Annotated in this window: 33 protein-coding genes and 1 pseudogene; 29 read left to right on the plus strand and 5 right to left on the minus strand. The window is 37.9% G+C overall.

Going from position 1 to position 19,413, the window contains the following annotated elements:
* Window positions 1-495: 495 nt before the first annotated feature.
* From HMPREF8578_RS05610 to HMPREF8578_RS05625, 4 genes are all read right to left on the minus strand, one after another.
* Complete coding sequence (locus HMPREF8578_RS05610) at window positions 496-1,644, minus strand: tyrosine-type recombinase/integrase (protein WP_000876734.1); 1,149 nt, start codon at window positions 1,642-1,644, stop codon at window positions 496-498.
* Window positions 1,645-1,817: 173 nt separating this feature from the next.
* A complete protein-coding gene (locus tag HMPREF8578_RS05615) occupies window positions 1,818-2,630 on the minus strand; it encodes an HIRAN domain-containing protein (protein ID WP_001174229.1) in 813 nt (270 codons plus the stop codon).
* 37 nt (window positions 2,631-2,667) lie between these two features.
* On the minus strand, window positions 2,668-3,051 hold the full coding sequence (locus HMPREF8578_RS05620; RefSeq protein ID WP_002892904.1) for an ImmA/IrrE family metallo-endopeptidase: 384 nt from the start codon (window positions 3,049-3,051) through the stop codon (window positions 2,668-2,670).
* A gap of 12 nt (window positions 3,052-3,063) precedes the next feature.
* Entirely contained in the window at window positions 3,064-3,429 is a 366-nt protein-coding gene (locus HMPREF8578_RS05625; protein WP_000492032.1) for a helix-turn-helix domain-containing protein, read from the minus strand.
* A 289-nt stretch (window positions 3,430-3,718) separates the two neighbouring features.
* On the opposite strand from HMPREF8578_RS05625, the gene HMPREF8578_RS12535 reads away from it, so the two are divergent.
* The 5 genes from HMPREF8578_RS12535 (at window position 3,719) to HMPREF8578_RS12570 (ending at window position 5,029) form a co-directional block, all read left to right on the plus strand.
* Window positions 3,719-3,859 (plus strand): hypothetical protein, encoded by a 141-nt coding sequence (locus HMPREF8578_RS12535; protein ID WP_002892907.1) that lies wholly within the window; start codon window positions 3,719-3,721, stop codon window positions 3,857-3,859.
* A 206-nt stretch (window positions 3,860-4,065) separates the two neighbouring features.
* On the plus strand, window positions 4,066-4,269 hold the full coding sequence (locus HMPREF8578_RS05630; RefSeq protein ID WP_000032093.1) for a helix-turn-helix domain-containing protein: 204 nt from the start codon (window positions 4,066-4,068) through the stop codon (window positions 4,267-4,269).
* Between the two features lie 141 nt (window positions 4,270-4,410).
* On the plus strand, window positions 4,411-4,608 hold the full coding sequence (locus HMPREF8578_RS05635) for a hypothetical protein (RefSeq protein WP_001057653.1): 198 nt from the start codon (window positions 4,411-4,413) through the stop codon (window positions 4,606-4,608).
* 10 nt (window positions 4,609-4,618) lie between these two features.
* Window positions 4,619-4,849, plus strand: a complete 231-nt coding sequence (locus HMPREF8578_RS05640; RefSeq protein WP_001003191.1) for a hypothetical protein — start codon at window positions 4,619-4,621, stop codon at window positions 4,847-4,849.
* Window positions 4,850-4,867: 18 nt separating this feature from the next.
* Window positions 4,868-5,029: a hypothetical protein gene (locus HMPREF8578_RS12570; protein WP_001004501.1), complete on the plus strand. Its 162-nt coding sequence runs from the start codon at window positions 4,868-4,870 to the stop codon at window positions 5,027-5,029.
* Here HMPREF8578_RS12570 and HMPREF8578_RS05645 read toward each other — a convergent pair.
* On the minus strand, window positions 5,024-5,449 hold the full coding sequence (locus HMPREF8578_RS05645; protein ID WP_000456432.1) for a hypothetical protein: 426 nt from the start codon (window positions 5,447-5,449) through the stop codon (window positions 5,024-5,026). The two genes, HMPREF8578_RS12570 and HMPREF8578_RS05645, sit on opposite strands and share 6 nt — an antisense overlap.
* A 53-nt stretch (window positions 5,450-5,502) precedes the next feature.
* Here HMPREF8578_RS05645 and HMPREF8578_RS05650 point away from each other — a divergent pair, with 53 nt between their 5' ends.
* The 24 genes and pseudogenes from HMPREF8578_RS05650 (at window position 5,503) to HMPREF8578_RS05750 (ending at window position 19,406) form a co-directional block, all read left to right on the plus strand.
* Complete coding sequence (locus tag HMPREF8578_RS05650; protein WP_001002361.1) at window positions 5,503-6,213, plus strand: ORF6C domain-containing protein; 711 nt, start codon at window positions 5,503-5,505, stop codon at window positions 6,211-6,213.
* Window positions 6,214-6,226: 13 nt separating this feature from the next.
* Window positions 6,227-6,484 (plus strand): hypothetical protein, encoded by a 258-nt coding sequence (locus HMPREF8578_RS05655; RefSeq protein ID WP_000370960.1) that lies wholly within the window; start codon window positions 6,227-6,229, stop codon window positions 6,482-6,484.
* A gap of 80 nt (window positions 6,485-6,564) precedes the next feature.
* Window positions 6,565-6,777 carry a hypothetical protein gene (locus tag HMPREF8578_RS05660; protein ID WP_001061696.1) on the plus strand — a complete coding sequence of 71 codons (213 nt, stop codon included), beginning with the start codon at window positions 6,565-6,567 and terminating at the stop codon, window positions 6,775-6,777.
* 20 nt (window positions 6,778-6,797) lie between these two features.
* Window positions 6,798-7,667: a phage replisome organizer N-terminal domain-containing protein gene (locus tag HMPREF8578_RS05665; RefSeq protein WP_000260571.1), complete on the plus strand. Its 870-nt coding sequence runs from the start codon at window positions 6,798-6,800 to the stop codon at window positions 7,665-7,667.
* Window positions 7,667-7,861, plus strand: a complete 195-nt coding sequence (locus tag HMPREF8578_RS05670; RefSeq protein WP_000470297.1) for a hypothetical protein — start codon at window positions 7,667-7,669, stop codon at window positions 7,859-7,861. Before HMPREF8578_RS05665 ends, HMPREF8578_RS05670 begins: the two co-directional genes overlap by 1 nt.
* Window positions 7,858-8,532, plus strand: a complete 675-nt coding sequence (locus tag HMPREF8578_RS05675; RefSeq protein WP_000714150.1) for a DNA methyltransferase — start codon at window positions 7,858-7,860, stop codon at window positions 8,530-8,532. Before HMPREF8578_RS05670 ends, HMPREF8578_RS05675 begins: the two co-directional genes overlap by 4 nt.
* 21 nt (window positions 8,533-8,553) lie before the next feature.
* Window positions 8,554-9,328, plus strand: a pseudogene (locus tag HMPREF8578_RS05680) (DNA methyltransferase).
* 215 nt (window positions 9,329-9,543) lie between these two features.
* Window positions 9,544-10,038, plus strand: a complete 495-nt coding sequence (locus HMPREF8578_RS05685; RefSeq protein ID WP_001093277.1) for a MazG-like family protein — start codon at window positions 9,544-9,546, stop codon at window positions 10,036-10,038.
* Window positions 10,035-10,313 carry a hypothetical protein gene (locus HMPREF8578_RS05690; protein WP_000792934.1) on the plus strand — a complete coding sequence of 93 codons (279 nt, stop codon included), beginning with the start codon at window positions 10,035-10,037 and terminating at the stop codon, window positions 10,311-10,313. Before HMPREF8578_RS05685 ends, HMPREF8578_RS05690 begins: the two co-directional genes overlap by 4 nt.
* Before the next feature lie 135 nt (window positions 10,314-10,448).
* On the plus strand, window positions 10,449-10,646 hold the full coding sequence (locus HMPREF8578_RS12575; protein ID WP_196218665.1) for a hypothetical protein: 198 nt from the start codon (window positions 10,449-10,451) through the stop codon (window positions 10,644-10,646).
* Between the two features lie 86 nt (window positions 10,647-10,732).
* Window positions 10,733-11,149 carry a single-stranded DNA-binding protein gene (gene ssb, locus HMPREF8578_RS05695; RefSeq protein ID WP_000609582.1) on the plus strand — a complete coding sequence of 139 codons (417 nt, stop codon included), beginning with the start codon at window positions 10,733-10,735 and terminating at the stop codon, window positions 11,147-11,149.
* Window positions 11,150-11,161: 12 nt separating this feature from the next.
* Complete coding sequence (locus HMPREF8578_RS12580) at window positions 11,162-11,326, plus strand: hypothetical protein (protein WP_002892922.1); 165 nt, start codon at window positions 11,162-11,164, stop codon at window positions 11,324-11,326.
* A gap of 12 nt (window positions 11,327-11,338) precedes the next feature.
* The gene (locus HMPREF8578_RS12585) at window positions 11,339-11,500 is read left to right on the plus strand and encodes a hypothetical protein (protein WP_000059890.1); all 162 of its coding nucleotides are present in this window, start codon (window positions 11,339-11,341) and stop codon (window positions 11,498-11,500) included.
* Window positions 11,497-11,757, plus strand: a complete 261-nt coding sequence (locus HMPREF8578_RS05700) for a DUF1372 family protein (RefSeq protein WP_000819438.1) — start codon at window positions 11,497-11,499, stop codon at window positions 11,755-11,757. Before HMPREF8578_RS12585 ends, HMPREF8578_RS05700 begins: the two co-directional genes overlap by 4 nt.
* Before the next feature lie 294 nt (window positions 11,758-12,051).
* Window positions 12,052-12,453 (plus strand): transcriptional activator, encoded by a 402-nt coding sequence (locus tag HMPREF8578_RS05705; RefSeq protein ID WP_000736386.1) that lies wholly within the window; start codon window positions 12,052-12,054, stop codon window positions 12,451-12,453.
* Window positions 12,454-12,645: 192 nt separating this feature from the next.
* On the plus strand, window positions 12,646-13,188 hold the full coding sequence (locus HMPREF8578_RS05710; protein ID WP_000397554.1) for a site-specific integrase: 543 nt from the start codon (window positions 12,646-12,648) through the stop codon (window positions 13,186-13,188).
* Between the two features lie 165 nt (window positions 13,189-13,353).
* Window positions 13,354-13,545 (plus strand): hypothetical protein, encoded by a 192-nt coding sequence (locus HMPREF8578_RS05715; protein ID WP_000910987.1) that lies wholly within the window; start codon window positions 13,354-13,356, stop codon window positions 13,543-13,545.
* 119 nt (window positions 13,546-13,664) lie between these two features.
* The gene (locus tag HMPREF8578_RS05720) at window positions 13,665-13,985 is read left to right on the plus strand and encodes an HNH endonuclease (RefSeq protein WP_000282422.1); all 321 of its coding nucleotides are present in this window, start codon (window positions 13,665-13,667) and stop codon (window positions 13,983-13,985) included.
* A 137-nt stretch (window positions 13,986-14,122) separates the two neighbouring features.
* Window positions 14,123-14,515, plus strand: a complete 393-nt coding sequence (locus tag HMPREF8578_RS05725) for a P27 family phage terminase small subunit (protein WP_001118282.1) — start codon at window positions 14,123-14,125, stop codon at window positions 14,513-14,515.
* Window positions 14,508-16,238: a terminase large subunit gene (locus HMPREF8578_RS05730; protein ID WP_000527321.1), complete on the plus strand. Its 1,731-nt coding sequence runs from the start codon at window positions 14,508-14,510 to the stop codon at window positions 16,236-16,238. The genes HMPREF8578_RS05725 and HMPREF8578_RS05730 overlap by 8 nt, the downstream gene beginning before the upstream one ends.
* Window positions 16,239-16,245: 7 nt before the next feature.
* On the plus strand, window positions 16,246-16,464 hold the full coding sequence (locus tag HMPREF8578_RS05735) for a hypothetical protein (protein ID WP_001002924.1): 219 nt from the start codon (window positions 16,246-16,248) through the stop codon (window positions 16,462-16,464).
* Window positions 16,465-16,481: 17 nt separating this feature from the next.
* Window positions 16,482-17,684, plus strand: coding sequence for a phage portal protein (locus tag HMPREF8578_RS05740; protein WP_000523691.1), 1,203 nt, complete (start codon window positions 16,482-16,484; stop codon window positions 17,682-17,684).
* Entirely contained in the window at window positions 17,668-18,258 is a 591-nt protein-coding gene (locus HMPREF8578_RS05745) for an HK97 family phage prohead protease (protein ID WP_000747163.1), read from the plus strand. The genes HMPREF8578_RS05740 and HMPREF8578_RS05745 overlap by 17 nt, the downstream gene beginning before the upstream one ends.
* Window positions 18,243-19,406, plus strand: a complete 1,164-nt coding sequence (locus HMPREF8578_RS05750) for a phage major capsid protein (protein ID WP_000549605.1) — start codon at window positions 18,243-18,245, stop codon at window positions 19,404-19,406. The genes HMPREF8578_RS05745 and HMPREF8578_RS05750 overlap by 16 nt, the downstream gene beginning before the upstream one ends.
* Window positions 19,407-19,413 lie beyond the last annotated feature (7 nt).

Raw genomic sequence — 19,413 nt, forward strand, 5'->3', positions numbered from 1 at the left:
TATTTAATGAAATCCCAAACTTTTCTTTTTCATCATAATCTCCTAAAGAAGTCACCCAATCAGGTGGCTTTTTTATGACTTGGGGAGGAAAAATCCATTTGAAAAAAATTTTTTAAAAAATAATAAATCAGAGAAAAAGTTAAGTTAGCTTTAAGATTCATCTTGTATTATATAATCATTAAATAAAGACCTCCTAATACTCTTCGAAAATCTCACCATACTTCGTTAGAGTCGACTTAGCTAACTACAGTTATGCTTGCGTCTATCTGCCTAGTCTGATTTCGATTTTCATTGAGTACCCTTTATTTAATGAAATCCTAAACTTTTCTTTTTCATAATAATCTCCCTTAACTCCACCCAATCAGGTGGAGTTTTTTGGCTCTATTTCAGGCTTTTTGGGACTATTCTAAAAATCATTTTTCGATATTTTTCGGTATTTTTCGGATTTTGGTCGGGGAATTGGCGGGGACTTTTTGAGATTTTGGCGAGGATTTTTTAGCGAATATGACTAAGAAATAGGTCTGTTGTCGCTTCAGCAAGTTCGTCCTCAACTTGGTTATAACGATCCGTCATGTAGACTTTTGTATGGCCTAGCGCCTGGCTTAATTGTTCAAGTGGAACTCCTGCAATAATGCTTTGAGTTGTGAAGAAGTGGCGCATCATGTGGGGTGTTACATGCAATCCTGTTGCTTCATTCACTAGATTGAAGTTTCTATTTAACTGGTTTGGATTGATGAGACCACCTTTCTCGTTGATAGTGATATAATCCTTGTGCTGTTCCTTGATAATCCCTAACTTTCGCTTGATTTTAGAAGCTTCAGCTATCAGATAATAGATCAGGTCTGTTCCGATATCATCAAGACAGACATATCGCTCTGAATCCTTCGTTTTAAGCCCTCCTTTCCCTTTTAAGGTCTGGTTGCTTCGACTATCTCTAAGGTGAAGTATAGCTCGTCCACTATCGTTCTGAGTCACATCCATTGGACGCAAACCAAATACTTCTCCTCGTCTCAGTCCAAAGATAGTAAGATAGGTCAGAGCGTAAAACTGTTTTGGCATAATCTCTTCTGCCTTTGCTATCCAAGTCTTAAACTCTTTGAGAGTCACTTTCTTGTTAGCTGCAGGAATATCACTCTGGCCAATAAAGACACCTTTCAAGCGATTTGAGAGCAGATTTCCATTTTTCACCGCATCATTTAGCAATGCCATGAAGCTGGAATTGAGGGTTTGAACAGTGTATCTGGTATGGTTCTGCAACTTTTCAGCGATAAAGAGTTCATACTCATTTCTATCCAAATTTTTCAGCAGGGCAGAACCAAACTTTGGCTTGATATGGTTCTTATAGAGATTGTCATTGAGGTAGTAGGAAGTGTCATTCCAGCGCCCTGTTGACAATCTCTTTTCAGAATAAATATCCCAATACTGATCGAGTGTTAGATTCGTATTGATACCTAATTCCAGGTCTTGGATTTGTTGCTCAATCTCTGTCAAGGCTGCACGAGCTTGTGGAAGGGTTGTGAGACCACTTTTACTTTTTTCTCTTTTTTTACCTCGGAAGAAAAAAGAACGTCTGACATAGTAACGCTTGCCTTTAGCAGTCTCATAGTAATAGATATTTGGATATTTTGTTTTATTATATTTCATTGTATTCTCCTTGTTTATCGGCTTCTGGACAAGGTCTAAACATTGAGAATATTGACATCACCCCTTTCATGGTGTAAAATAGGGTATAGAAAATAGGCCTTTTTAATGGCTGATTTTTATACAGGATAAGCTTCACGATCAAACTTTGGCGAGGGCGATTGTGGGGCTTTTTTTTATTTTCTGAATAGTTTGTATAGTTTATACAAACTCCAAGCTGTCAAAGGGACTGCAAGGAATGGAGCGATTGGAATACCAACAACTCCGAAAAAGACTAAGAAAATATACAGTGCTGAAAATATGATTTTATTGGCAGGAAGTTTTGTCTTAGGAGATGTTTCTGAAAGATTAATCTCGTTTACTATATCAGCGAAACTGTCACTAACAATATTTTGTTCAATATGTTCAGCTTCAGTTGTTTTAGTTTCAATAGATTCAGTTTTCGTAACTTCTTTATTGAAAATGTTATCATCAATTATCTCAGATGATTCGCTCTGAATTACTTCTTTTTGTGAAGAATCAACAATGGTAAGGTAAATTTCAAAACCAACATCCAAATCATTATTTGTGACAACTTTTTCTTCATACTCGTCCCATTCTTTATATGGACCGCCCTTTATTTCTGCTTCAGAAATAAAAATATATTTATCATCATCAAAATAATGCCTAATATTTTTTGCTATCTTACCAGGAATGTATCCCACGAAATTATCAAATATTAGAACTTTGATGGCATTGGAATCATATTTATTAGTAGGTTCTGGGACAAGTTCAACTTCAGTAGTAGATAAGTCTTGATACTTGAAAATTTGTCCACCAATTTCTTCAAGTTCTTCTCTAATTTCTTGTGTCGTAAGGTCTCCATAATATCTGGAATATTCTGGAATGTCATTATCTTCAGCAATATCATTGCACGCTTGTTTTACAGCTTTTTTATAATTTGTTACTCCAGCGACTCTGAATAATATTTTTTCAACAGTCTTTTGCATATATTTCCCCTCTATATAAATATCTTCAATGCAATTTTTAATTTACTAATGCCAAGTACTCTTCCTTGACCATGACTTCATTAGTCATAGTTTTTAGATCATAGAAGGACATGAATTTGAGGTAATCAAACTCTGTCGGGTCATCTAAGCTTTCTATCGCGTCTTTTACAAGATGATGGATCATATTCCTATCAGCTTCGTTTTCACAGCGTAAGCGAGCGTTCTGGTACTCTGAGCGTGTATGGTCCTTGTGGCCGAGTTCGTGTAGAAGCACCTTAACTCTCTCTTTTTTGTTGAGCTTGCTCGACAGGAAAGCTGTATTGGTTTCTTTTTCGTAAAATCCAAGTTCGTCAGGCATCAAATCTCCATCAAAATCGATAATACGAATCTGAAAATGACTTATAATTTCTTTTTCGGTCACTAAGCAGTACCTCTAATCACCAGCTTCTTTGAGATAACCTTCAATGATAGACTGGATGATTTTCTTCTTTTCATCTGTTAATTCCCGACCGCCGAACATCATGACATTCGATGCCATTTCTTCAACATTTAGGGTCTTCCCTTGCCAGCTATACTCTTTTAAATCACCAGCGATGTTAGGATTATCCGTGCGACCAAGTAAATAATCTGTGGACACGTTGAAGTAGTCAGCAATTTCTTGAAGACGTTCAGCATTTGGTTTTTTGTTTTTCATACTATAGATTGTATTTCTACTATATCCTAATGTTTCTTCAAGAGAATTTATAGAAATTCCACGATTTTGGCAAAGTTCTTTTATTTTTTCGAACAAAGAAAACATTGATTTATCAACCTTTCTAAGGCATGACAAAAAATATTTAAACTTTTGATTGCAAATCTGTTGACAAAACACAATCTATAGTTTAGAATATTATTTGTAAGCTAAAGAGTTAGCGGATAAGACAACTAAAAAATAAAGCCTAATAAAACTGATTGGCGTCCGTTTTCTAGGTAGAACCTTACTTTTAGTAGGTCTTTTCTCTATGATTAAATTCTAAACTATAGATTGTTTTTTGTCAAGAAATTCGCTAACTTTTTAGATAATTTTTTAAAAAGAAAGGAGAGAGGGAATGGCAAAGCTGAGTATCTCTCTAAGAAGTACGTCTGTAAATGAAGCTATTGAAAAAATAGCTCACATTAAAGAAGCACATCCAGAAGATGTGCTTAAAATAGATGTTACGATTCTGGATGATTATCTTTTAAATTCGTAACAGTTTCATAGAATCGCTTGTAGAATTGTTCAATGATTTCGTCTGTTAATCCAGATTGTCGGATACTTTGTGCAACTCTAATATTAAAGTGTTCGACGGTAATCTTTGTAAGTTCTAAAGCGATTTCTTTGTCAGACAGTGTCATTAGATCACCTCCCTTCTGATTTTATTATAGCAGAAAGGGTAGAACAATAGAAAGGAAGAATATGAGTAAAGAGCTAAAGATAATCAAGGCTAAAATCAAAACTCGCTTGATTGAGCTGGATATGACTCAAGCTGAGTTGGCAAAACAAGTATTTGTAACACCATCGGTCATTTCAGAACTGCTGAAGTATGGCAAAGGAAGTGATTATGTGAAAGAAAAAGTCGTAAATGTTTTAGGAATTGAGAATCCTTGGAGAAATCACTGAGAGGTCCATAATGCAAGCGAAAATAATACTGAATTGGCAGAAGAAAAATCATCAACTTAGTCAGATGATGATCGATAGTCTTGAGGGACTAGATGTTTGGGAAACTATTTTAACATTAGGAAAAGTAAGAAGAGGAATATTATGAACAACGCAGCGCAAAAAGTAACACGGATTGACAAAGATGCTTGGGATATTGCTACGGAGCTGGCGAACGAGTACGGCGTATCTATTTGTCACATCATCAGCGAGAGCGTCCGCTACTGTGCAGAGAATGCCGAATTTAAGGAGATGGACGTTGTCGTTAAACGATTGGTAATCGGCAGTAAGGTGCTGGAGTAGGAGGTTTGAGATGAACGAAAAGAAGCAAAATAACGATCTCATCAAAGAAATCATTGAGAAACATTTTGAAAATATGGTTGACGATGTTTTGGCACATACAGAAACCTATTATGAAGCTTTAGGGGCTATTGGTTCCATCAAGGGATGCAATATTCCTGACATGATTCACCTAGCTGATTGTTTGAGGAAAGCTATCAGGAAACGTGCTATGCGACAAAAAACACCTAATCATAAAAATTAGGTGCTAGAGGAGAGGACTATGAACGAACTAGTATGGTTTTACTTTGCTATCATAATCAATTTTATCATTGGCTTTGCTACATACTACGCTAGCAAAATAGATAGAAAAAAGCGCATCGATGAATACAAGAAGAGACAAGAGGAGGAGATAGAAAGAGTTAGAAAGAAATTTAATTTATGATTTCTTAGAGGTCTTTTGGATAAATTTCTTCTTTAGGTTTTGATTGTGACTATTTGCTTTATCGGCTATTTTTAAAGCTTGGTCCAAATCAACCTCGCCTGCTAAAACTTTGTAGGCAAGATCATTCACCTTCATAGACTTGTCGGTTTCAGTATCAAGCTGAGATACCTTCTCAAGTTCTTGCAACCGTAATTCATGAGCTTGTTTGACTTTTTCAAGGTCAAAGGCATGTTGCTGTTTTAGAGTATCTATCTGATGATGAAATTCTTTTTCAAGTTTTTCTACGATATGTGAATGTTCTTTAGCTTGTTTTTCAATCTCAGCTTTATTGTTAGCTTTTGATGCGACATATGACCATAACCCTGAGATTATTGCAAGAATGATACTAATTACAGGTTGAATAAGAGCTTGATATTCCATAAGATTTCTCCAATCGTTTTTATTTTATTATACCAAATTTAGAAAGGAATATTATGAACGAAATTTTTAATTTTCATGGGCAGGAAGTCCGTACTTTGACAATTGATGGCGAGCCTTGGTTCGTCGGGAAAGATGTCGCAGACATCTTAGGATACAGCAAGGCTAGAAATGCGATTGCTCTTCATGTTGATGAAGAGGACGCCCTAAAACAGGGCATCCCTACTAGTGGTGGAACACAGGATATGTTGATCATCAATGAATCTGGTCTCTACTCTCTTATCTTATCCAGCAAGTTGCCTCAAGCTAAAGAGTTTAAGCGTTGGGTGACATCAGAGGTCTTGCCAGCTATTCGCAAGCAGGGTGGATTCATCCGTGAGGATTTGGACGAGGATGCCTTCATCGCTCTATTTACTGGACAAAAGAAATTGCGTGAGCAACAGGCGACCATGCTGGAAGATATTGACTACCTGAAGAGCGAGCAACCGATTCACCCAAGCTATGCTCAGTCGCTCCTTAAGAAGCGTAAGGCTCGGGTTGTAGCTTGCTTGGGAGGTATCGATAGTCCAGCTTATGCGGATAAGACTTTCGCTCAGTCAGTCTTTAGACAAGCTGAGATTGATTTCAAAGACCACTTCAACATTAGTCGCTATGATTTGCTACCGAAAAAGTTTGCAGAAGCTGCCTTTGCTTACTGGATGACGTGGGAGCCAAGCACAAACACTAAGATGAAAATCATGAAATTAAACTCATTTGATGACATCTAGAAAGGGGAAGAAGATGGACAATGTTCTACTTTCACTATCTGAATGGATTAAATCCATTATCAAGGACACAATCACAAGGCTGGTTGAAATAGAAAAAGATAGTGACCACTATCCAGAGTTGATGGATGTGAGCACTACCTGCGAATTTCTAGGAATCAACTATGACACATTTTCAAATAATTATCGTTACATGAAGGGATTTCCAACGGAATTACCTGGTAAGAAATGGTCAAAAAGAGCCATCAAAGAATGGCTCTCTAATCAAATATAATAACTTTACTAAAAGGCTTCTGGACAAGGTCTTAGCAAAATTATTTGACTATATTATAGCACAAAAAGAGGATAAAAAACATGAACAATTTACAAATTATCGCAGTAGGCACAGTAGTATCAGTAGTATTGATTGAATCGCTGATGATGAATATCAAATTTAAAATGGCTATGAGACAGAAAAAGAAGATTCAATTTCAAGCGCCACAAGTTGAAAAAGGGTTTATCGACTTTAAAACAGGTCGACGTGTGGATATTGATCCTGTGACACGAAAAGAAACATTTGTGGATTAGTAGAGAAACGGAGGGTATCAATGGTAGTTAAAAACAAGCGATACTACTGGATTCAACTAGCTCAGGATTTTTTCAAGTCTAAAGAAATGAAATTGCTCCGTAAGATTGCAGGTGGCGATACGCATACTATCATCTATCTCAAAATGATGTTGATTAGCCTAGAAGATGGTGGGCACATCTACTATGATGGACTTGCTGACAATCTAGCTGAAGAAATCGCTCTTGTCATTGATGAGAATGTTGAAGATATTAAAATCACTTTGATTTTCTTGGAGAGTAAGGGCTTGCTGACTAGAATAAATGACAGAGATTATTTCTTAGAACAGGTTCCTGAGATGGTTGGGAGCGAAACGGCGAGCACTCGGAGAAGTCGTAAGCACAGAGAATTGAAAGAGTTGCATTGCAACACCATTGCAACAACTTGCAACGGAGATATAGATATAGAGAAAGATATAGATACAGAGATAGAGAAAGATGTAGATAAAAATTCAATCGAAGTCATCGTGGAAGAATATCAATCTCGTATTGCTCCGTTGGATGGAACTCAATTTGAAATCTTGAAAGAGTTCATCACTTTGGATGGTATGGAAGCAAAAATTGTTCTGAAAGCAATTGGTCTTGCGGCTGACAATGGTAAAAGAAATTTTAGTTATATCAGAGCGATTTTGACCAATTGGAAGAATGATGGAGTTTTGACGATTGCAGCAGTCGAGGAACGTGAGCGAGCGTACAAAGAAAGTAAAATCAGCAAACGTCCAGGCAATCAGAAATCCAACGTTCCTGAATGGTCACAACCTAATTACGTTAACAATACCAGTGATGAGACCAAAAAGGACCTTGAGAGGAAGAAACAAGAAATGCTAGAAAAACTAGAGAAAGGAAGAAACTGATGTTTATTTTAAAACATGGAACAAAAGAAGAAAAACCGTACTTAATGTCTGCTAAAATCGGCGTGACTGGGATTGATATCTCTTTTTCAGAAGAGAGGGGAGCGATTCGGTTCGTTTCTCGTGCAGTCGCATTGCAGGTAGCCAAGGCGCTAAGATCATTTGGGAATTTCTATGTGATTCAGGTGAAGGGATGAAGAAATTCTTAAACGGTGACTGTATGGATATCATGAAACAATATCCTGACGATTACTTTGACCTAGCTATTGTCGATCCGCCATATTTTTCTGGACCGGAAAAAAGGAAATTTTACGGACGGAAAATCAGTCCAATAGGTGTCAGCAGACTCTATGGCGAAACCTCAGAGTGGCAAATTCCAAACAAAGATTATTTTGATGAACTTTTCAGAGTTTCAAAAAATCAAATCATTTGGGGTGTGAACTACTTCGACTACTCTTTTGGTCCTGGTCGCATCGTTTGGGATAAGGTTAATGGTCAATCAAGTTTTTCAGATTGTGAGATAGCATACTGCAGCTTACATGATAGTACACGTCTGTTTCGCTATATGTGGAATGGTATGATGCAAGGCAAGTCAATATCTGAAGGTCATATTCAGCAAGGAAATAAGGCATTGAATGAGGTTAGAATTCATCCGACTCAAAAACCAGCTAACCTTTACCTTTGGTTATTGCGAAACTACGCAAAAGAAGGTGATAAAATACTCGATACTCACGTCGGTTCAGCAAGTAGTTTGATCGCTTGTCAAGAATTAGGTTTTGAGTATGTAGGTTGTGAGTTAGACGGAGATATCTTCAACATTGCTAAACAGAGACTTGATGCTTATGAGAAGCAGTTGAAGTTATTTTAGGAGGTATTGATCATTAAAAAAATGACAGTTTGGGCGCTTTTTGATAGTGGAAATGGTTCTTACTTCAATGGCGCTAACTCTCTGAATAGTTCGGGGGGGTGCGAATATTGAAATCTATTCAATCGGAATGGATATAGAAAACAAGAACAATCATTTTATAAATCTGAACCTTGCTGATTACAAACGTTTATTTGGAGATAACACGCTCTTTGACGTGTTAGACAAATTACCAAAACCTGACCTTGTAATAGCTAGTCCACCATGCGAATCATGGTCAAATGCTTCTGCAATGGAAAATGGAAATGCGTGTTGGAAACGCAATGATGTTTCTGATAGCTTGTTCGCTCCACAAGTAAGACCTTCACCGTTCACGATTAGGTCAAATCAAGATTATGAGTCAGCCTATATAAATTATCAGTACGACAGGCAATTTTTAAAAAGGGTCAATGGCGAGCTAACAGCTTTCAACACAATAGAAATCATAAAAAGATATAGACCACAATTTTGGGTTATTGAGAATCCAGCAGCTGACAGACTGTGGCCCTACATTGAGGATATTATTGGATTCAGAATTCCATACAAAAACCTAGCTAGATACAATAATTATGATTATCCTTTACAAAAACGGACGATTTTTGGAAGCAATATTGAACTTAATCTTAAGAATAAAATTATCAAGCAGGACATAGAGTGGAAGAACTTCTCAAAATCATACAACGAGAGATCTAATATACCTGAAAAATTGGTGTCAGAAATTTTCGAAAAAATCTACAAGGAGTTTTGCAAAGATGCTTGAGCTCTACTTCATTTATAACGGTCACCGCAAGATACTCATTGGGAGTTTTAGCCATATACATAGCGCAATCAATGAATTAAAGAAACATCAAGCTAGTTACTCAGCAATCAGTCATCCACGATTTCGGAAAAGCATGAGTGGTGAGAACATCAGGATTGACTACGGATCAGTTGACTGCTACTACTTGATTACGAAGAAAAGAGAGGAAAAATAAGATGAATACAAAAATGAATTTGGAAGAAAAGGTTCAACAGTGGTTTGTTGACAGAAATTTACATGAAGCGAACCCTGTCAAACAGTTCTTGAAGTTGATGGAAGAGTCAGGAGAATTATTTGAAGGTATCGCAAAGGATAAATCTGAACTGATCTATGATGCGCTTGGTGATATTCAGGTAGTATTGATTGGACTTGAGCAACAAATCAAGAACGGCGCTCAGATTTCAGCCAATCAACAGGAACTTGAATTGCTGCTGATGGTTTCTAGTTTAGGGAACATCGCTCAAAAACTATACGCTCATATCTGCCACAATGAAACACAAATTCCGTTAATCAAAGCAGACTTGATGTTTCTTGACAGTGTGGTTAGTACGGTTTCATTTTGCAATGGCACTACAGCTGAAAATTGTTTAGAAGAAGCTTATGAAGTCATTAAGGACCGCAAAGGTAAGATGATTGACGGGGTGTTTGTCAAAGAGGAGGATTTGAAATGAAAAATTTAGGAATTATTTTAGGATTGGTATTTGTAATTGTTGCATCGCCATTCGTGGTTCAGTATGGATGGAATGAAATTATCACAACGATCGTTCCAGTTGGCAGAATTACAGTTTGGCAAGCTTTTGGGATGGATGTGCTACTATCTTTCATTTTTCCTGTATTATCCAGTAAAAAAGAATCTTACGAGGATTATTCATATGCTGTAAAAAGCAGTATTTCAAAAATCATTACATGTGCATTTTTTATTTGGATAGCTAGTTTGTTCTTGTGAGGATTTAGCATGAGATATTTTAAAATCCTATGTGTTGTTTTACTCACATCCTTCCTCGTAGCATGTCACCAGATTTCGAGTGGGACGGTAGTAGATAAGTACATCGATGAACCTCACACAACGTTCATACCTGTTATGACAGGAAAAAGTTCGGTACTTGTGCCAACAAGAACAAAAAGAAGATATATTCTGGTCATTTCTGGATATGTAGGAAATGAGCACGTTGAAGAAACATTTGAAGTGACGGCCGAAGAATACAAGCACTATGAAATTGGCAATACTTTTATACAGGATGCCGTTTTAGAAAATGAAGGAGGAGAAGAAAATGATTGAATTTATTAAAGAATTTGTAATAACTTTTCTGTGCTTATTTATCGGTTACTCAGTCGTGGAATTTGTGACAGGAAAGGAAAAGAAAGATGATCAATAATGTTGTTTTAGTAGGTCGCTTGACTCGTGATCCTGAGTTACGACACACGCCATCAAATGTGGCTGTTGCAACTTTCAGTTTGGCAGTGAATCGCAATTTTAAGAATCAGGCAGGTGATCGTGAAGCCGATTTTATCGGTTGCATCATGTGGCGTCAGCAAGCTGAAAACTTTGCAAATTGGCTTAAAAAGGGTACTCTTGTAGGGATTACAGGTCGCATTCAGACTCGTAGCTACGATAACCAGCAAGGACAACGTGTCTATGTGACTGAAGTTGTAGCTGAAAGTTTTCAGCTTTTGGAAAAACGAGATAAGACTGCGGACCATTCGAGCATGGAAAATCAGATGCCACCAAGTTTTGGAGCAAGTGATCCGATGGATATTCCAGATGATGGATTGCCATTTTAAGGAGGTGGAGTGATGGAACGACCTAAACGATACTTATCTGGATACTTCATTCCTGAACTGATTGAAGATGAAGATATTATCTTTAACAAAGACAGTGAATATCACAAACAGAAGAAAAAAGAAAAGAAGAATCCTATTTTCAAAAGAAATAAGCCCCGAAATAGATGGGCGCTTTAAGGAGGTCAAAGAATGAGCCTTACGCTAAATAGCACAATTGGAGACTTAGTTTTGGCAATCGGAAAAATTATCGTTGAGTCTGACGGTAAAACCAATACAGCGATGCTAGAGATACCCGATCAAGACTTCTACTTAGAAATTGCCTTAAAAATAAAGAAGGAGGCAACCGAATGAAACGTTTTATCGTAATCTGGATTTTATTGTCTGCTGGATTAAATATTTGGCAGAGTATCCAGATTAAGAAATCAGAAGAAAAGCGCCCGATTGTCGTCTATAAAGCTGACAATAAAGGCGCAGAAATCAAAGGCAGAGTCGTCCACAAGGAGAAGATTGGCGACCTACACACGATCACAATACAGAATTACGGAGTATTCGTAGTTACTCAAACAAACTATGAATCTCTCAAAATAGGAGATGAGGTAAGATTGTAATGACAAAGTACAAGAAACTAACTTACATCATCATTCAGGAAGCAATGGCAGGCTACATTCATGAAAGCTAATACCAGGAAATGGAGAGCAAGATGAATAGAAGGATTAAGAAGAAAGCTAAGCAACTTGCTCAGAAGAAACAACTAGAATTAGAAAATAAGCTTATAAAGTTAAGTCAGGAAGAAATTGAAGTTTTATCTAGAATGATTAAGCAGATAGTTTCTGACATCAGTAAGGCTTTTTCTAAAATGTTCGATAGCTTATTTAATTATTTAGAAAATTCGGAGGTAAAATTTGAAGAAATTGAGCGACGAAGACCTCAAAACATTAGACAGAGAACTTTTCAAATTCCAAAACATTCAACGTACAATAGATTTGAGAAGGCTAGAATTAGAAACTCGAAACCCAGATGCTCAGAGTGGTCCTATCGTAGGAATAAGCAAACCTACCGAAACTATCGCAATCAGAATCGCAGATGATCCAACCTTGAAATTTCTCGAAGGGTTCAAAGCTATTATTAACAAACTCCTGATCAATCTAGTTGATGAAGATAAGGAAATCTTTAATCTGCGCTGGAGATATCCTCAACTGAGATGGGAAGAAATAGCAGAACAGAAATTCATGAGCAAAGCCACAATCTATCGACGTAGAAGGATTATCTTAGAACAGTACGCTATACTGAAAGGTGAGTTGTAAATAAGATTGAGACAAAAGACATCTTGAAGTCTCACAAAAAAAGGTTTATTATGATAGCATGAACTTCTGAAACAAAAACACACATTACATGTTAGGAGTCATCCTTAATTTTAGTCAAACAAGTTGTCCAACAGAAGTATCGTCAAGAGTCAGCAAACGCTGGCTTTTTGTTTTATAGAAAGGAGGTAGAACATGGAATTTGTATCACCGATAAAAGAAAATGACGACATTCAGGCAATGAAAGATTATCTCAAAGAGTGGAACGAGATGTATTATATGCTATTCATTACAGGCCTGAATACGGGCTTGCGAGTCGGAGATATACTTACCTTGAAAGTTAAAGATGTCCAGGGATGGCACATCAAACTGAGAGAACGGAAGACTGGCAAGCAGATTACAAGACGGATGACAAAAGAACTCAAGAAAGAAATGAGGAGATATGTCGAGGGTAAACCATTTCATCATTTCTTATTCAAGAGTAGGCAAGGTCAGAATAAAGCGATCACTCGTGAACGAGCCTATCAAATCATACATGAAGCAGCTGAAGAACTAGGCATTGATAATGTCGGTACTCACACAATGCGAAAAACATTTGGCTATAAATATTATAACAAGACAAAGGACGTAGGGACATTGCAGAAAATGTTCAATCACTCATCACCCGCAATCACCCTGAGATACATAGGGATAGAGCAAGCAGAGCTTGATGACGCACTACGGAACTTTGTCATTTAATTTTTTTTAGATATTACTTTCACATAATGAGTTAAGCATAAACTGAAAAAATGAAACTCTTTAAAACCCATGCTTAGTAAGGGTTTGAGATTTAGAGTGAGTTTAACAAAATATAAGATATGTGAAAGTGAGGGGTGAAATTGGTATAGTTACAGGAGGTAGAAAATGTTAAAAGAATACCGTGATGATTTTCTTGGAGAAAAGGCCTTCGAGAAATTAAATAAAGATATTGATGCGAATCCTGGTGTTGGCTTTGAAATTGTTGGATATACTCAAACAGCATTTGTAAATGGAATGCATATACCGCTAACAGCCATACTAGTAAAATGGGGTAATTTTTTTAAAGAATCAGAATGAGACAAAAGACATCTTGAAGTCTCACAAAAAAAGGTTTATTATGGTAGCATAGATTTCTTGTATGAGGAGGGGATAGGTCAAAGGCCTGTCCCTTTTAGCATTGAGAAAGGAGGTTTGAGATGTATAACAAACCTATCAGACCATCCTTGAAATCTAAGAAGTGGGAGAAGTTCCGTGATAGGATAATGCGTAAGCATGATTATCTTTGCCAAGAAAGTTTGCGTTACGGAATTTCTGTTCAAGCAGAAATGGTTCACCATATCTTTCCTGTATCTGAATATCCTGAACTTGAATTCGTTGAATGGAATTGTTTGCCGTTGACGAATAAGAAACACAATACGTTTCACGATAGAGTGAACGATAGAGTAATCAATCAAGGATTGTATTGGCAAAAAAAAAGAAAAAAAGAATTTTTAAATTTTTTCAAAAATGAAAAATGAAAATTTTTAGTCCCCCCCTCTTTTTGAAAAATCATTTTGGCCAGTAGGGTACCGGTGAAGGGAACTTTTTCCAAGTCGGGGGCCTTCAAACAAAAAGGGGGTAAAAACTAAGCGAATTTGACGAAAGGAGGTAGTTTTTGGCTAAACCAATTACAGCGAAGTCTATTAAGTCAAAAGTGGTCAAGCAGATGAAAGACTTGGGCACTTATCGTAAAGAGTTTGAAATGATCATTGACATCTTTGCAGGTATGCTATATCAGTATCAGAAACTTGCTCAAGATTATGCTGACATGGGTTATCCAGTAACAGACACCTACGTCAATAAGGCTGGTGCTGAGAACGAACGTAAAGTTCCAATCTTGACAGCGATGGAAATTTTGAGGAAAGACATTCTCAGTTACTCTAATCAGCTGATGATGAATCCTAAGTCTCTTGGTGAGGTAGTAGAACAAGAGGGTGAGTCAGTTCTTACTGAGGTCCTGAAGTTCAAAAACGAAATCAAGAAGAAGCGAGTGACTGGCAATGGGTAATCTTGGCAAAGCGAAAGAGTATGCTCAGCACGTCATATCTCACAGAGAGGAACATTGTGAGGAGAACATTCTTGCAGCTGAACGTTTCTTGCGTGATCTTGAAAATCCTGAGTTTGAAATGGATGAGGAAATCGTTGATTTCGTTGTTCACTTTATCGAGAACACAATAGTCCATCAACAGGGTGATGATATGTTTGCGGTGTCTATCCGTAACAAGCCATTACTCTTGCAACCGTGGCAACATTTTGTAGTTGTGAACCTGTTTGGATTTTACTACAAGGGCACAAATGAGCGCAGGTTCAAAGAAGCGCTTATCATGCTTGCTCGGAAGAATGGAAAGACTTCGTTTACTGCTGCAATCGCACTTGCTTATCAGATATTAGACACGGATAGCGGTTCAAAATGCTACATCGTGGCTAATTCAGTTAAGCAAGCGATGGAAGCCTTTGGATTCTTGAAGTTCAATGTTGAACGATGGAATGACAAGAACATTCGTATCAAGGATAACAACCAAGAACACTCTATCACTGCTAATTTTGGTAATGAGGGTTCTTTCTTTATCCAGGCTTTAGCGAACGATGAAAGCCGTTTGGACTCTTTGAACGGAAACGTTATTATTTTGGATGAAGCTCATACAATGAGGAACAGTAAGAAATATGGTCTTATGAAGAAAACAATGTCAGCATACCGAAACAGTATGCTTTTTGTTATCTCTACGGCTGGTGATATTCCTACTGGATTCCTTGCTAACCGTCTGAAATATTGTCAAAAGGTCCTTAAGCAATTGGTCAAGGATGATTCCTTGTTCATGTTTATCTGCAAAGCTGACCAGACGACTGATGGAGACGTGGGCGATTACCTGAACGAGAATGTTCTTAAAAAAGCCAATCCTTCGTGGGGTGTGACGGTATCGCTCAAGGCTCTGAGAGAAGAAGCTGAGCAGGCTATGAATGATCCACAGACAAGAAATGAGTTTTTCAATAAAACTTTGAATGTCTTTACAAACTCAATGAACGCTTATTTCAATCCTGATGAATTCATTGCTTCAGACAGTCAATACGATTGGACCTTAGAAGAGTTGGCACGCTTGCCTATTCAGTGGTATGGTGGAGCTGACTTGTCAAGGTTGCACGATTTGACCGCTGCTGCTCTCTATGGTGTCTATCATGATGGTGAAAAAGATATTGATATCTGTATCACACACGCTTTCTTCCCTCGTGTCAACGCTCAGAAAAAGGCCAACGATGACGGGATTCCACTCTTTGGGTGGCAGTCTGATGGCTGGCTAACTATGAGCAATACTCCGACCGTTCTCTATGATGATATCGTTAAATGGTTCATCAAGATGAGGGAGAAAGGGTTCAAGATTGCTGCCGTCGGAATGGATAGGAAGTTTGGTCGTGAGTTTCTGACGAAGATGAAACAAGCTCGGTTCAAGATGATTGACCAACCTCAACTTTTCTATCTGAAATCAGAGGGGTTCAGACGGATTGAGTTCAAAGTTAAGAATAAAGAGTTTTACTATCTTCATTCTGACGCTTACGAATACTGTGTGAGCAATGTTAGAGCTATTGAAAAGGTGGATGATGCTGTGCAATATGAGAAATTAGACGGTGACGGTGGTACTGCAAGAATTGACTTGTTCGATGCCAGCGTTTTTGCTTGTATTCAGGCTCTTGCTAATCTTGGTAAGAATCAGAATGTCATGAGCTTCTTTGATTAGGTGACTTATGAATGAAATAGTTTTATCAGAACATGAAATTAATGTGCTAATTAATAAAGGGCGAGTTAAAGTAATTTTAAACGGTGAAGAAGTAATCGTTCGTCAAAGCTATACGAAAGATTTGAGGGCTGAAACAGTTAACTGGGATAAACAAATAGTTGATGTCAGTCAGAATATAGTAAGAAATAAACACTTTGATTCACTTTTTCAAAATACTTTTCGCTAGAAAGGAGGTGAGTAAAGATGGGGCTTTTAGATAGGTTTTTGAAACGTGGTAAGAGTCGAAGCGGAACGAATGTTATCACTCATTCAGATTTTGGGCTTTATATTGACGGTGATAGCTATGTGCCTTTGGCTCGAAATCCTGATGTGATTGCTGCGGTCAATAAGATTGCTGACATGGTATCAAATATGACCATTCATTTGATGGAGAATACCGACAAAGGCGATATCCGAATAAAAGACGGACTGGCTCGCAAGATTGATGTGAATCCATGCGACAATATGACTCGCAAAACTTGGATTTTCAAGATTGTGCGCGACCTGTTGCTATTTGGTGATGGGAATTCGGTTCTTCATGTCGAATATGATCCTGTGAATGATTACATTTTGAACCTGAGACCATTCTCTATGAGTGAAGTATCATTCAAGAGTGACGATATTGGTTATATCGTGAATTATCGTGGTATCGACTACAACCCAAGCGAAATCGTGCACTTTGTAATCAATCCTGATCCAGACAATCCATTTGTAGGGACTGGGTACAGGCTTGCTCTGAGGGATATTGTTAGGAATTTAAACCTTGCTACCCAAATCAAAAAGGGCTTTATGAGTGGTAAAAATGTTCCTAGCTTGATTGTTAAGGTTGATGCTTCTAGTGGGGAATTAGGAACACAAGAGGGACGTGACCAGGTCGCTAAGAAATATCTTAGCACTAGTCAAGCTGGTGAGCCGTGGATTATTCCTGATGCCTTGCTAGAGGTTGAACAGGTCAAGCCATTAAGTTTGAAAGATATTGCTATCAATGAATCTGTTGAAATTGACAAGAAAACAGTTGCTGGGCTTTTGGGAGTGCCAGCTTTTATTTTGGGAGTTGGTAGCTTTGATAAAGAAGAATACAACAACTTTGTCAATACTACGGTCATGAGCATTGCTACGACGATCACTCAGACCTTAACGAGAGACTTACTCGTTTCAAATAATCGGTATTTCAAACTTAATGCTCGCTCGCTTTATTCGTATGACATTACAGAGTTATCTTCAGTTGCTGAACAGATGACTAAAAGTATGGCAATGCGTCGAAACGAGTGGAGGGATTGGCTTGGAATGCCACCTGATCCTGATATGGATGAGCTCCTTGCTCTTGAAAACTATATCCCACAAGATAGACTTGGGGACCAGAAAAAACTGAAAGGGGGTGAGGAAGAGAATGAAGAAACGGAATAGTTATCGTACCGCTCAATTCAAAACACGAGAAGAAGCCGACAGCGGTGATTTGATTTTGAGTGGGTACTTCATCAAGTTTGATGAAGTTACTGAACTATGGCCAGGCTACTTTGAGGTAATCAAACGTGAGGGTGTTGAAAAAGCCATCAAAGGAGCTGACATCAGGGCATTATTTAACCATGATGATAGTTTGGTGCTTGGTCGTACTGGTAACGGAACAGTCATTTTGGGAGTTGATGAAATCGGACTTTACGGTGATATCATCATCAACAAAGATGATCCGCAAGCTGTTGGGGCCTATGCTCGTGTTCAGCGTGGTGATGTGATTGGATGTAGTTTTGGCTTCATCCCAATCAAAATCAATACGGAAGAGCAAGCAGATGGTTCGTACCTGGACACTATCTTGGAATTAGAAATCTTTGAAGTGAGTCCATGTACTTTCCCAGCTTATCCACAAACGGAAATTGCTGCACGACAGAAAGACTTTGAAACTCAACAACGTGCCAATCGTGAAGCGCTGGACAAGCGCAAGAAAGAAATTAAGGAGAAATTTAACCTATGCACAAATCATTGATTTTAGGCGCTCGTATGCGCAACAAAGCAGACAAAGTGGTAGAGCTTGAAGAATCAATCAAAGAATTGAACAAGCGCTCAGAACTTGAAGCTGCTAAATTGGAACAAGCTGGAACTGATGAAGAAGTTTCAGCAGTTGAAAAGAACCTTGAAGAAATCCAGAAAGAATTGGATGAAAAGGAAGCAGAAAAAGAACAACTTGAAAAAGAAATCGAAGATTTGAAAAATCAAGTTGAAGAATTGAATCGCAAAGCCCCGACTTACCCAAGCAAAGAACATCGTGGAGGACAAAAATTGGAACAACGTGAAGCAGTACTAGAATTCATCCGCTCTCGTGGACAAAAACGCGCAGGTGTTAAAACAACAGATGTAGGAGCGATCATTCCGAAAGAGGTTTTGGAACCACAAAAAACACCTGAACGTCAGAACCCTTTACTTAACCTAATCCATGTTGTAAAAGTAACAAGTGGATCTGGTTCTTATCCAGTCATGAAGAAATCAAATCGCAAAATGACTGAAGTTGGAGAACTTGAAGAAAATCCAGAATTAGGAAAAACAAAAATCACGGAAGTTGATTACAAAATCAAGACTTATCGTGGGGAACTTCCTATCTCTCGTGAAGCTATTGAAGATGCGCAATACGATCTCATTGGAATCCTTCAAGAAGATATCCAAGACCAAGACGAACAAACAAAATTGGCAATTGTTGCGGATGTTATGAAATCCGCAAAAGTTGTAAACGCTAGTGGACTTGATGGAATCAAGGACATTTTAAACACTAAAATTTCATCTGTCTACAAAAAATCACTTGTTGTTACAGATACCATGTTCAATGCACTGGATAAGATTAAGGACAAAGATGGCCGTTACATGATGCAGTCCGACATCACTTCACCAACTGGATATTCATTCTCAGGTAAAACAATTTATCCAGTTGAGGATACACTACTAGGTCAAGAAGGTGAAATGAAATTCTTCATCGGTGATGTCGAATACTTCCTTACATTGTTTGACCGTATGGAATTGACCGTGAATTGGGAAGATAATCATAAATTTGGTAAGAACCTTGCATCATACCTTCGTTTTGATATCCAGAAGACAGATGAAGATGCGGGGGTATTCGGAACCTACACTGACGCAGTATCTTAAGGAGGTA

The sequence above is a fragment of the Streptococcus oralis ATCC 49296 genome, from assembly GCF_000185265.1.
Lineage (GTDB): Bacteria > Bacillota > Bacilli > Lactobacillales > Streptococcaceae > Streptococcus > Streptococcus oralis_BC.

What these genes read in the sequence shown, in the direction of transcription:
- HMPREF8578_RS05670 (WP_000470297.1), top strand. Translation starts at nt 7,667, where the DNA reads ATGTTTATTTTAAAACATGGAACAAAAGAAGAAAAACCGTACTTAATG.
- HMPREF8578_RS05690 (WP_000792934.1), top strand. Translation starts at nt 10,035, where the DNA reads ATGAAAAATTTAGGAATTATTTTAGGATTGGTATTTGTAATTGTTGCA.
- HMPREF8578_RS05650 (WP_001002361.1), top strand. Translation starts at nt 5,503, where the DNA reads ATGAACGAAATTTTTAATTTTCATGGGCAGGAAGTCCGTACTTTGACA.
- HMPREF8578_RS05630 (WP_000032093.1), top strand. Translation starts at nt 4,066, where the DNA reads ATGAGTAAAGAGCTAAAGATAATCAAGGCTAAAATCAAAACTCGCTTG.
- HMPREF8578_RS05710 (WP_000397554.1), top strand. Translation starts at nt 12,646, where the DNA reads ATGGAATTTGTATCACCGATAAAAGAAAATGACGACATTCAGGCAATG.
- HMPREF8578_RS05675 (WP_000714150.1), top strand. Translation starts at nt 7,858, where the DNA reads ATGAAGAAATTCTTAAACGGTGACTGTATGGATATCATGAAACAATAT.
- HMPREF8578_RS05685 (WP_001093277.1), top strand. Translation starts at nt 9,544, where the DNA reads ATGAATACAAAAATGAATTTGGAAGAAAAGGTTCAACAGTGGTTTGTT.
- HMPREF8578_RS05700 (WP_000819438.1), top strand. Translation starts at nt 11,497, where the DNA reads ATGAAACGTTTTATCGTAATCTGGATTTTATTGTCTGCTGGATTAAAT.
- HMPREF8578_RS05635 (WP_001057653.1), top strand. Translation starts at nt 4,411, where the DNA reads ATGAACAACGCAGCGCAAAAAGTAACACGGATTGACAAAGATGCTTGG.
- HMPREF8578_RS05660 (WP_001061696.1), top strand. Translation starts at nt 6,565, where the DNA reads ATGAACAATTTACAAATTATCGCAGTAGGCACAGTAGTATCAGTAGTA.
- HMPREF8578_RS05610 (WP_000876734.1), bottom strand. Translation starts at nt 1,644, where the DNA reads ATGAAATATAATAAAACAAAATATCCAAATATCTATTACTATGAGACT.
- HMPREF8578_RS05715 (WP_000910987.1), top strand. Translation starts at nt 13,354, where the DNA reads ATGTTAAAAGAATACCGTGATGATTTTCTTGGAGAAAAGGCCTTCGAG.
- HMPREF8578_RS05730 (WP_000527321.1), top strand. Translation starts at nt 14,508, where the DNA reads ATGGGTAATCTTGGCAAAGCGAAAGAGTATGCTCAGCACGTCATATCT.
- HMPREF8578_RS12575 (WP_196218665.1), top strand. Translation starts at nt 10,449, where the DNA reads ATGACAGGAAAAAGTTCGGTACTTGTGCCAACAAGAACAAAAAGAAGA.
- HMPREF8578_RS05665 (WP_000260571.1), top strand. Translation starts at nt 6,798, where the DNA reads ATGGTAGTTAAAAACAAGCGATACTACTGGATTCAACTAGCTCAGGAT.
- HMPREF8578_RS05645 (WP_000456432.1), bottom strand. Translation starts at nt 5,449, where the DNA reads ATGGAATATCAAGCTCTTATTCAACCTGTAATTAGTATCATTCTTGCA.
- HMPREF8578_RS05640 (WP_001003191.1), top strand. Translation starts at nt 4,619, where the DNA reads ATGAACGAAAAGAAGCAAAATAACGATCTCATCAAAGAAATCATTGAG.
- HMPREF8578_RS12570 (WP_001004501.1), top strand. Translation starts at nt 4,868, where the DNA reads ATGAACGAACTAGTATGGTTTTACTTTGCTATCATAATCAATTTTATC.
- HMPREF8578_RS05750 (WP_000549605.1), top strand. Translation starts at nt 18,243, where the DNA reads ATGCACAAATCATTGATTTTAGGCGCTCGTATGCGCAACAAAGCAGAC.
- HMPREF8578_RS05745 (WP_000747163.1), top strand. Translation starts at nt 17,668, where the DNA reads ATGAAGAAACGGAATAGTTATCGTACCGCTCAATTCAAAACACGAGAA.
- HMPREF8578_RS05615 (WP_001174229.1), bottom strand. Translation starts at nt 2,630, where the DNA reads ATGCAAAAGACTGTTGAAAAAATATTATTCAGAGTCGCTGGAGTAACA.
- HMPREF8578_RS05625 (WP_000492032.1), bottom strand. Translation starts at nt 3,429, where the DNA reads ATGTTTTCTTTGTTCGAAAAAATAAAAGAACTTTGCCAAAATCGTGGA.
- HMPREF8578_RS05655 (WP_000370960.1), top strand. Translation starts at nt 6,227, where the DNA reads ATGGACAATGTTCTACTTTCACTATCTGAATGGATTAAATCCATTATC.
- HMPREF8578_RS05740 (WP_000523691.1), top strand. Translation starts at nt 16,482, where the DNA reads ATGGGGCTTTTAGATAGGTTTTTGAAACGTGGTAAGAGTCGAAGCGGA.
- HMPREF8578_RS12580 (WP_002892922.1), top strand. Translation starts at nt 11,162, where the DNA reads ATGGAACGACCTAAACGATACTTATCTGGATACTTCATTCCTGAACTG.
- HMPREF8578_RS05720 (WP_000282422.1), top strand. Translation starts at nt 13,665, where the DNA reads ATGTATAACAAACCTATCAGACCATCCTTGAAATCTAAGAAGTGGGAG.
- HMPREF8578_RS12535 (WP_002892907.1), top strand. Translation starts at nt 3,719, where the DNA reads ATGGCAAAGCTGAGTATCTCTCTAAGAAGTACGTCTGTAAATGAAGCT.
- ssb (WP_000609582.1), top strand. Translation starts at nt 10,733, where the DNA reads ATGATCAATAATGTTGTTTTAGTAGGTCGCTTGACTCGTGATCCTGAG.
- HMPREF8578_RS12585 (WP_000059890.1), top strand. Translation starts at nt 11,339, where the DNA reads ATGAGCCTTACGCTAAATAGCACAATTGGAGACTTAGTTTTGGCAATC.
- HMPREF8578_RS05735 (WP_001002924.1), top strand. Translation starts at nt 16,246, where the DNA reads ATGAATGAAATAGTTTTATCAGAACATGAAATTAATGTGCTAATTAAT.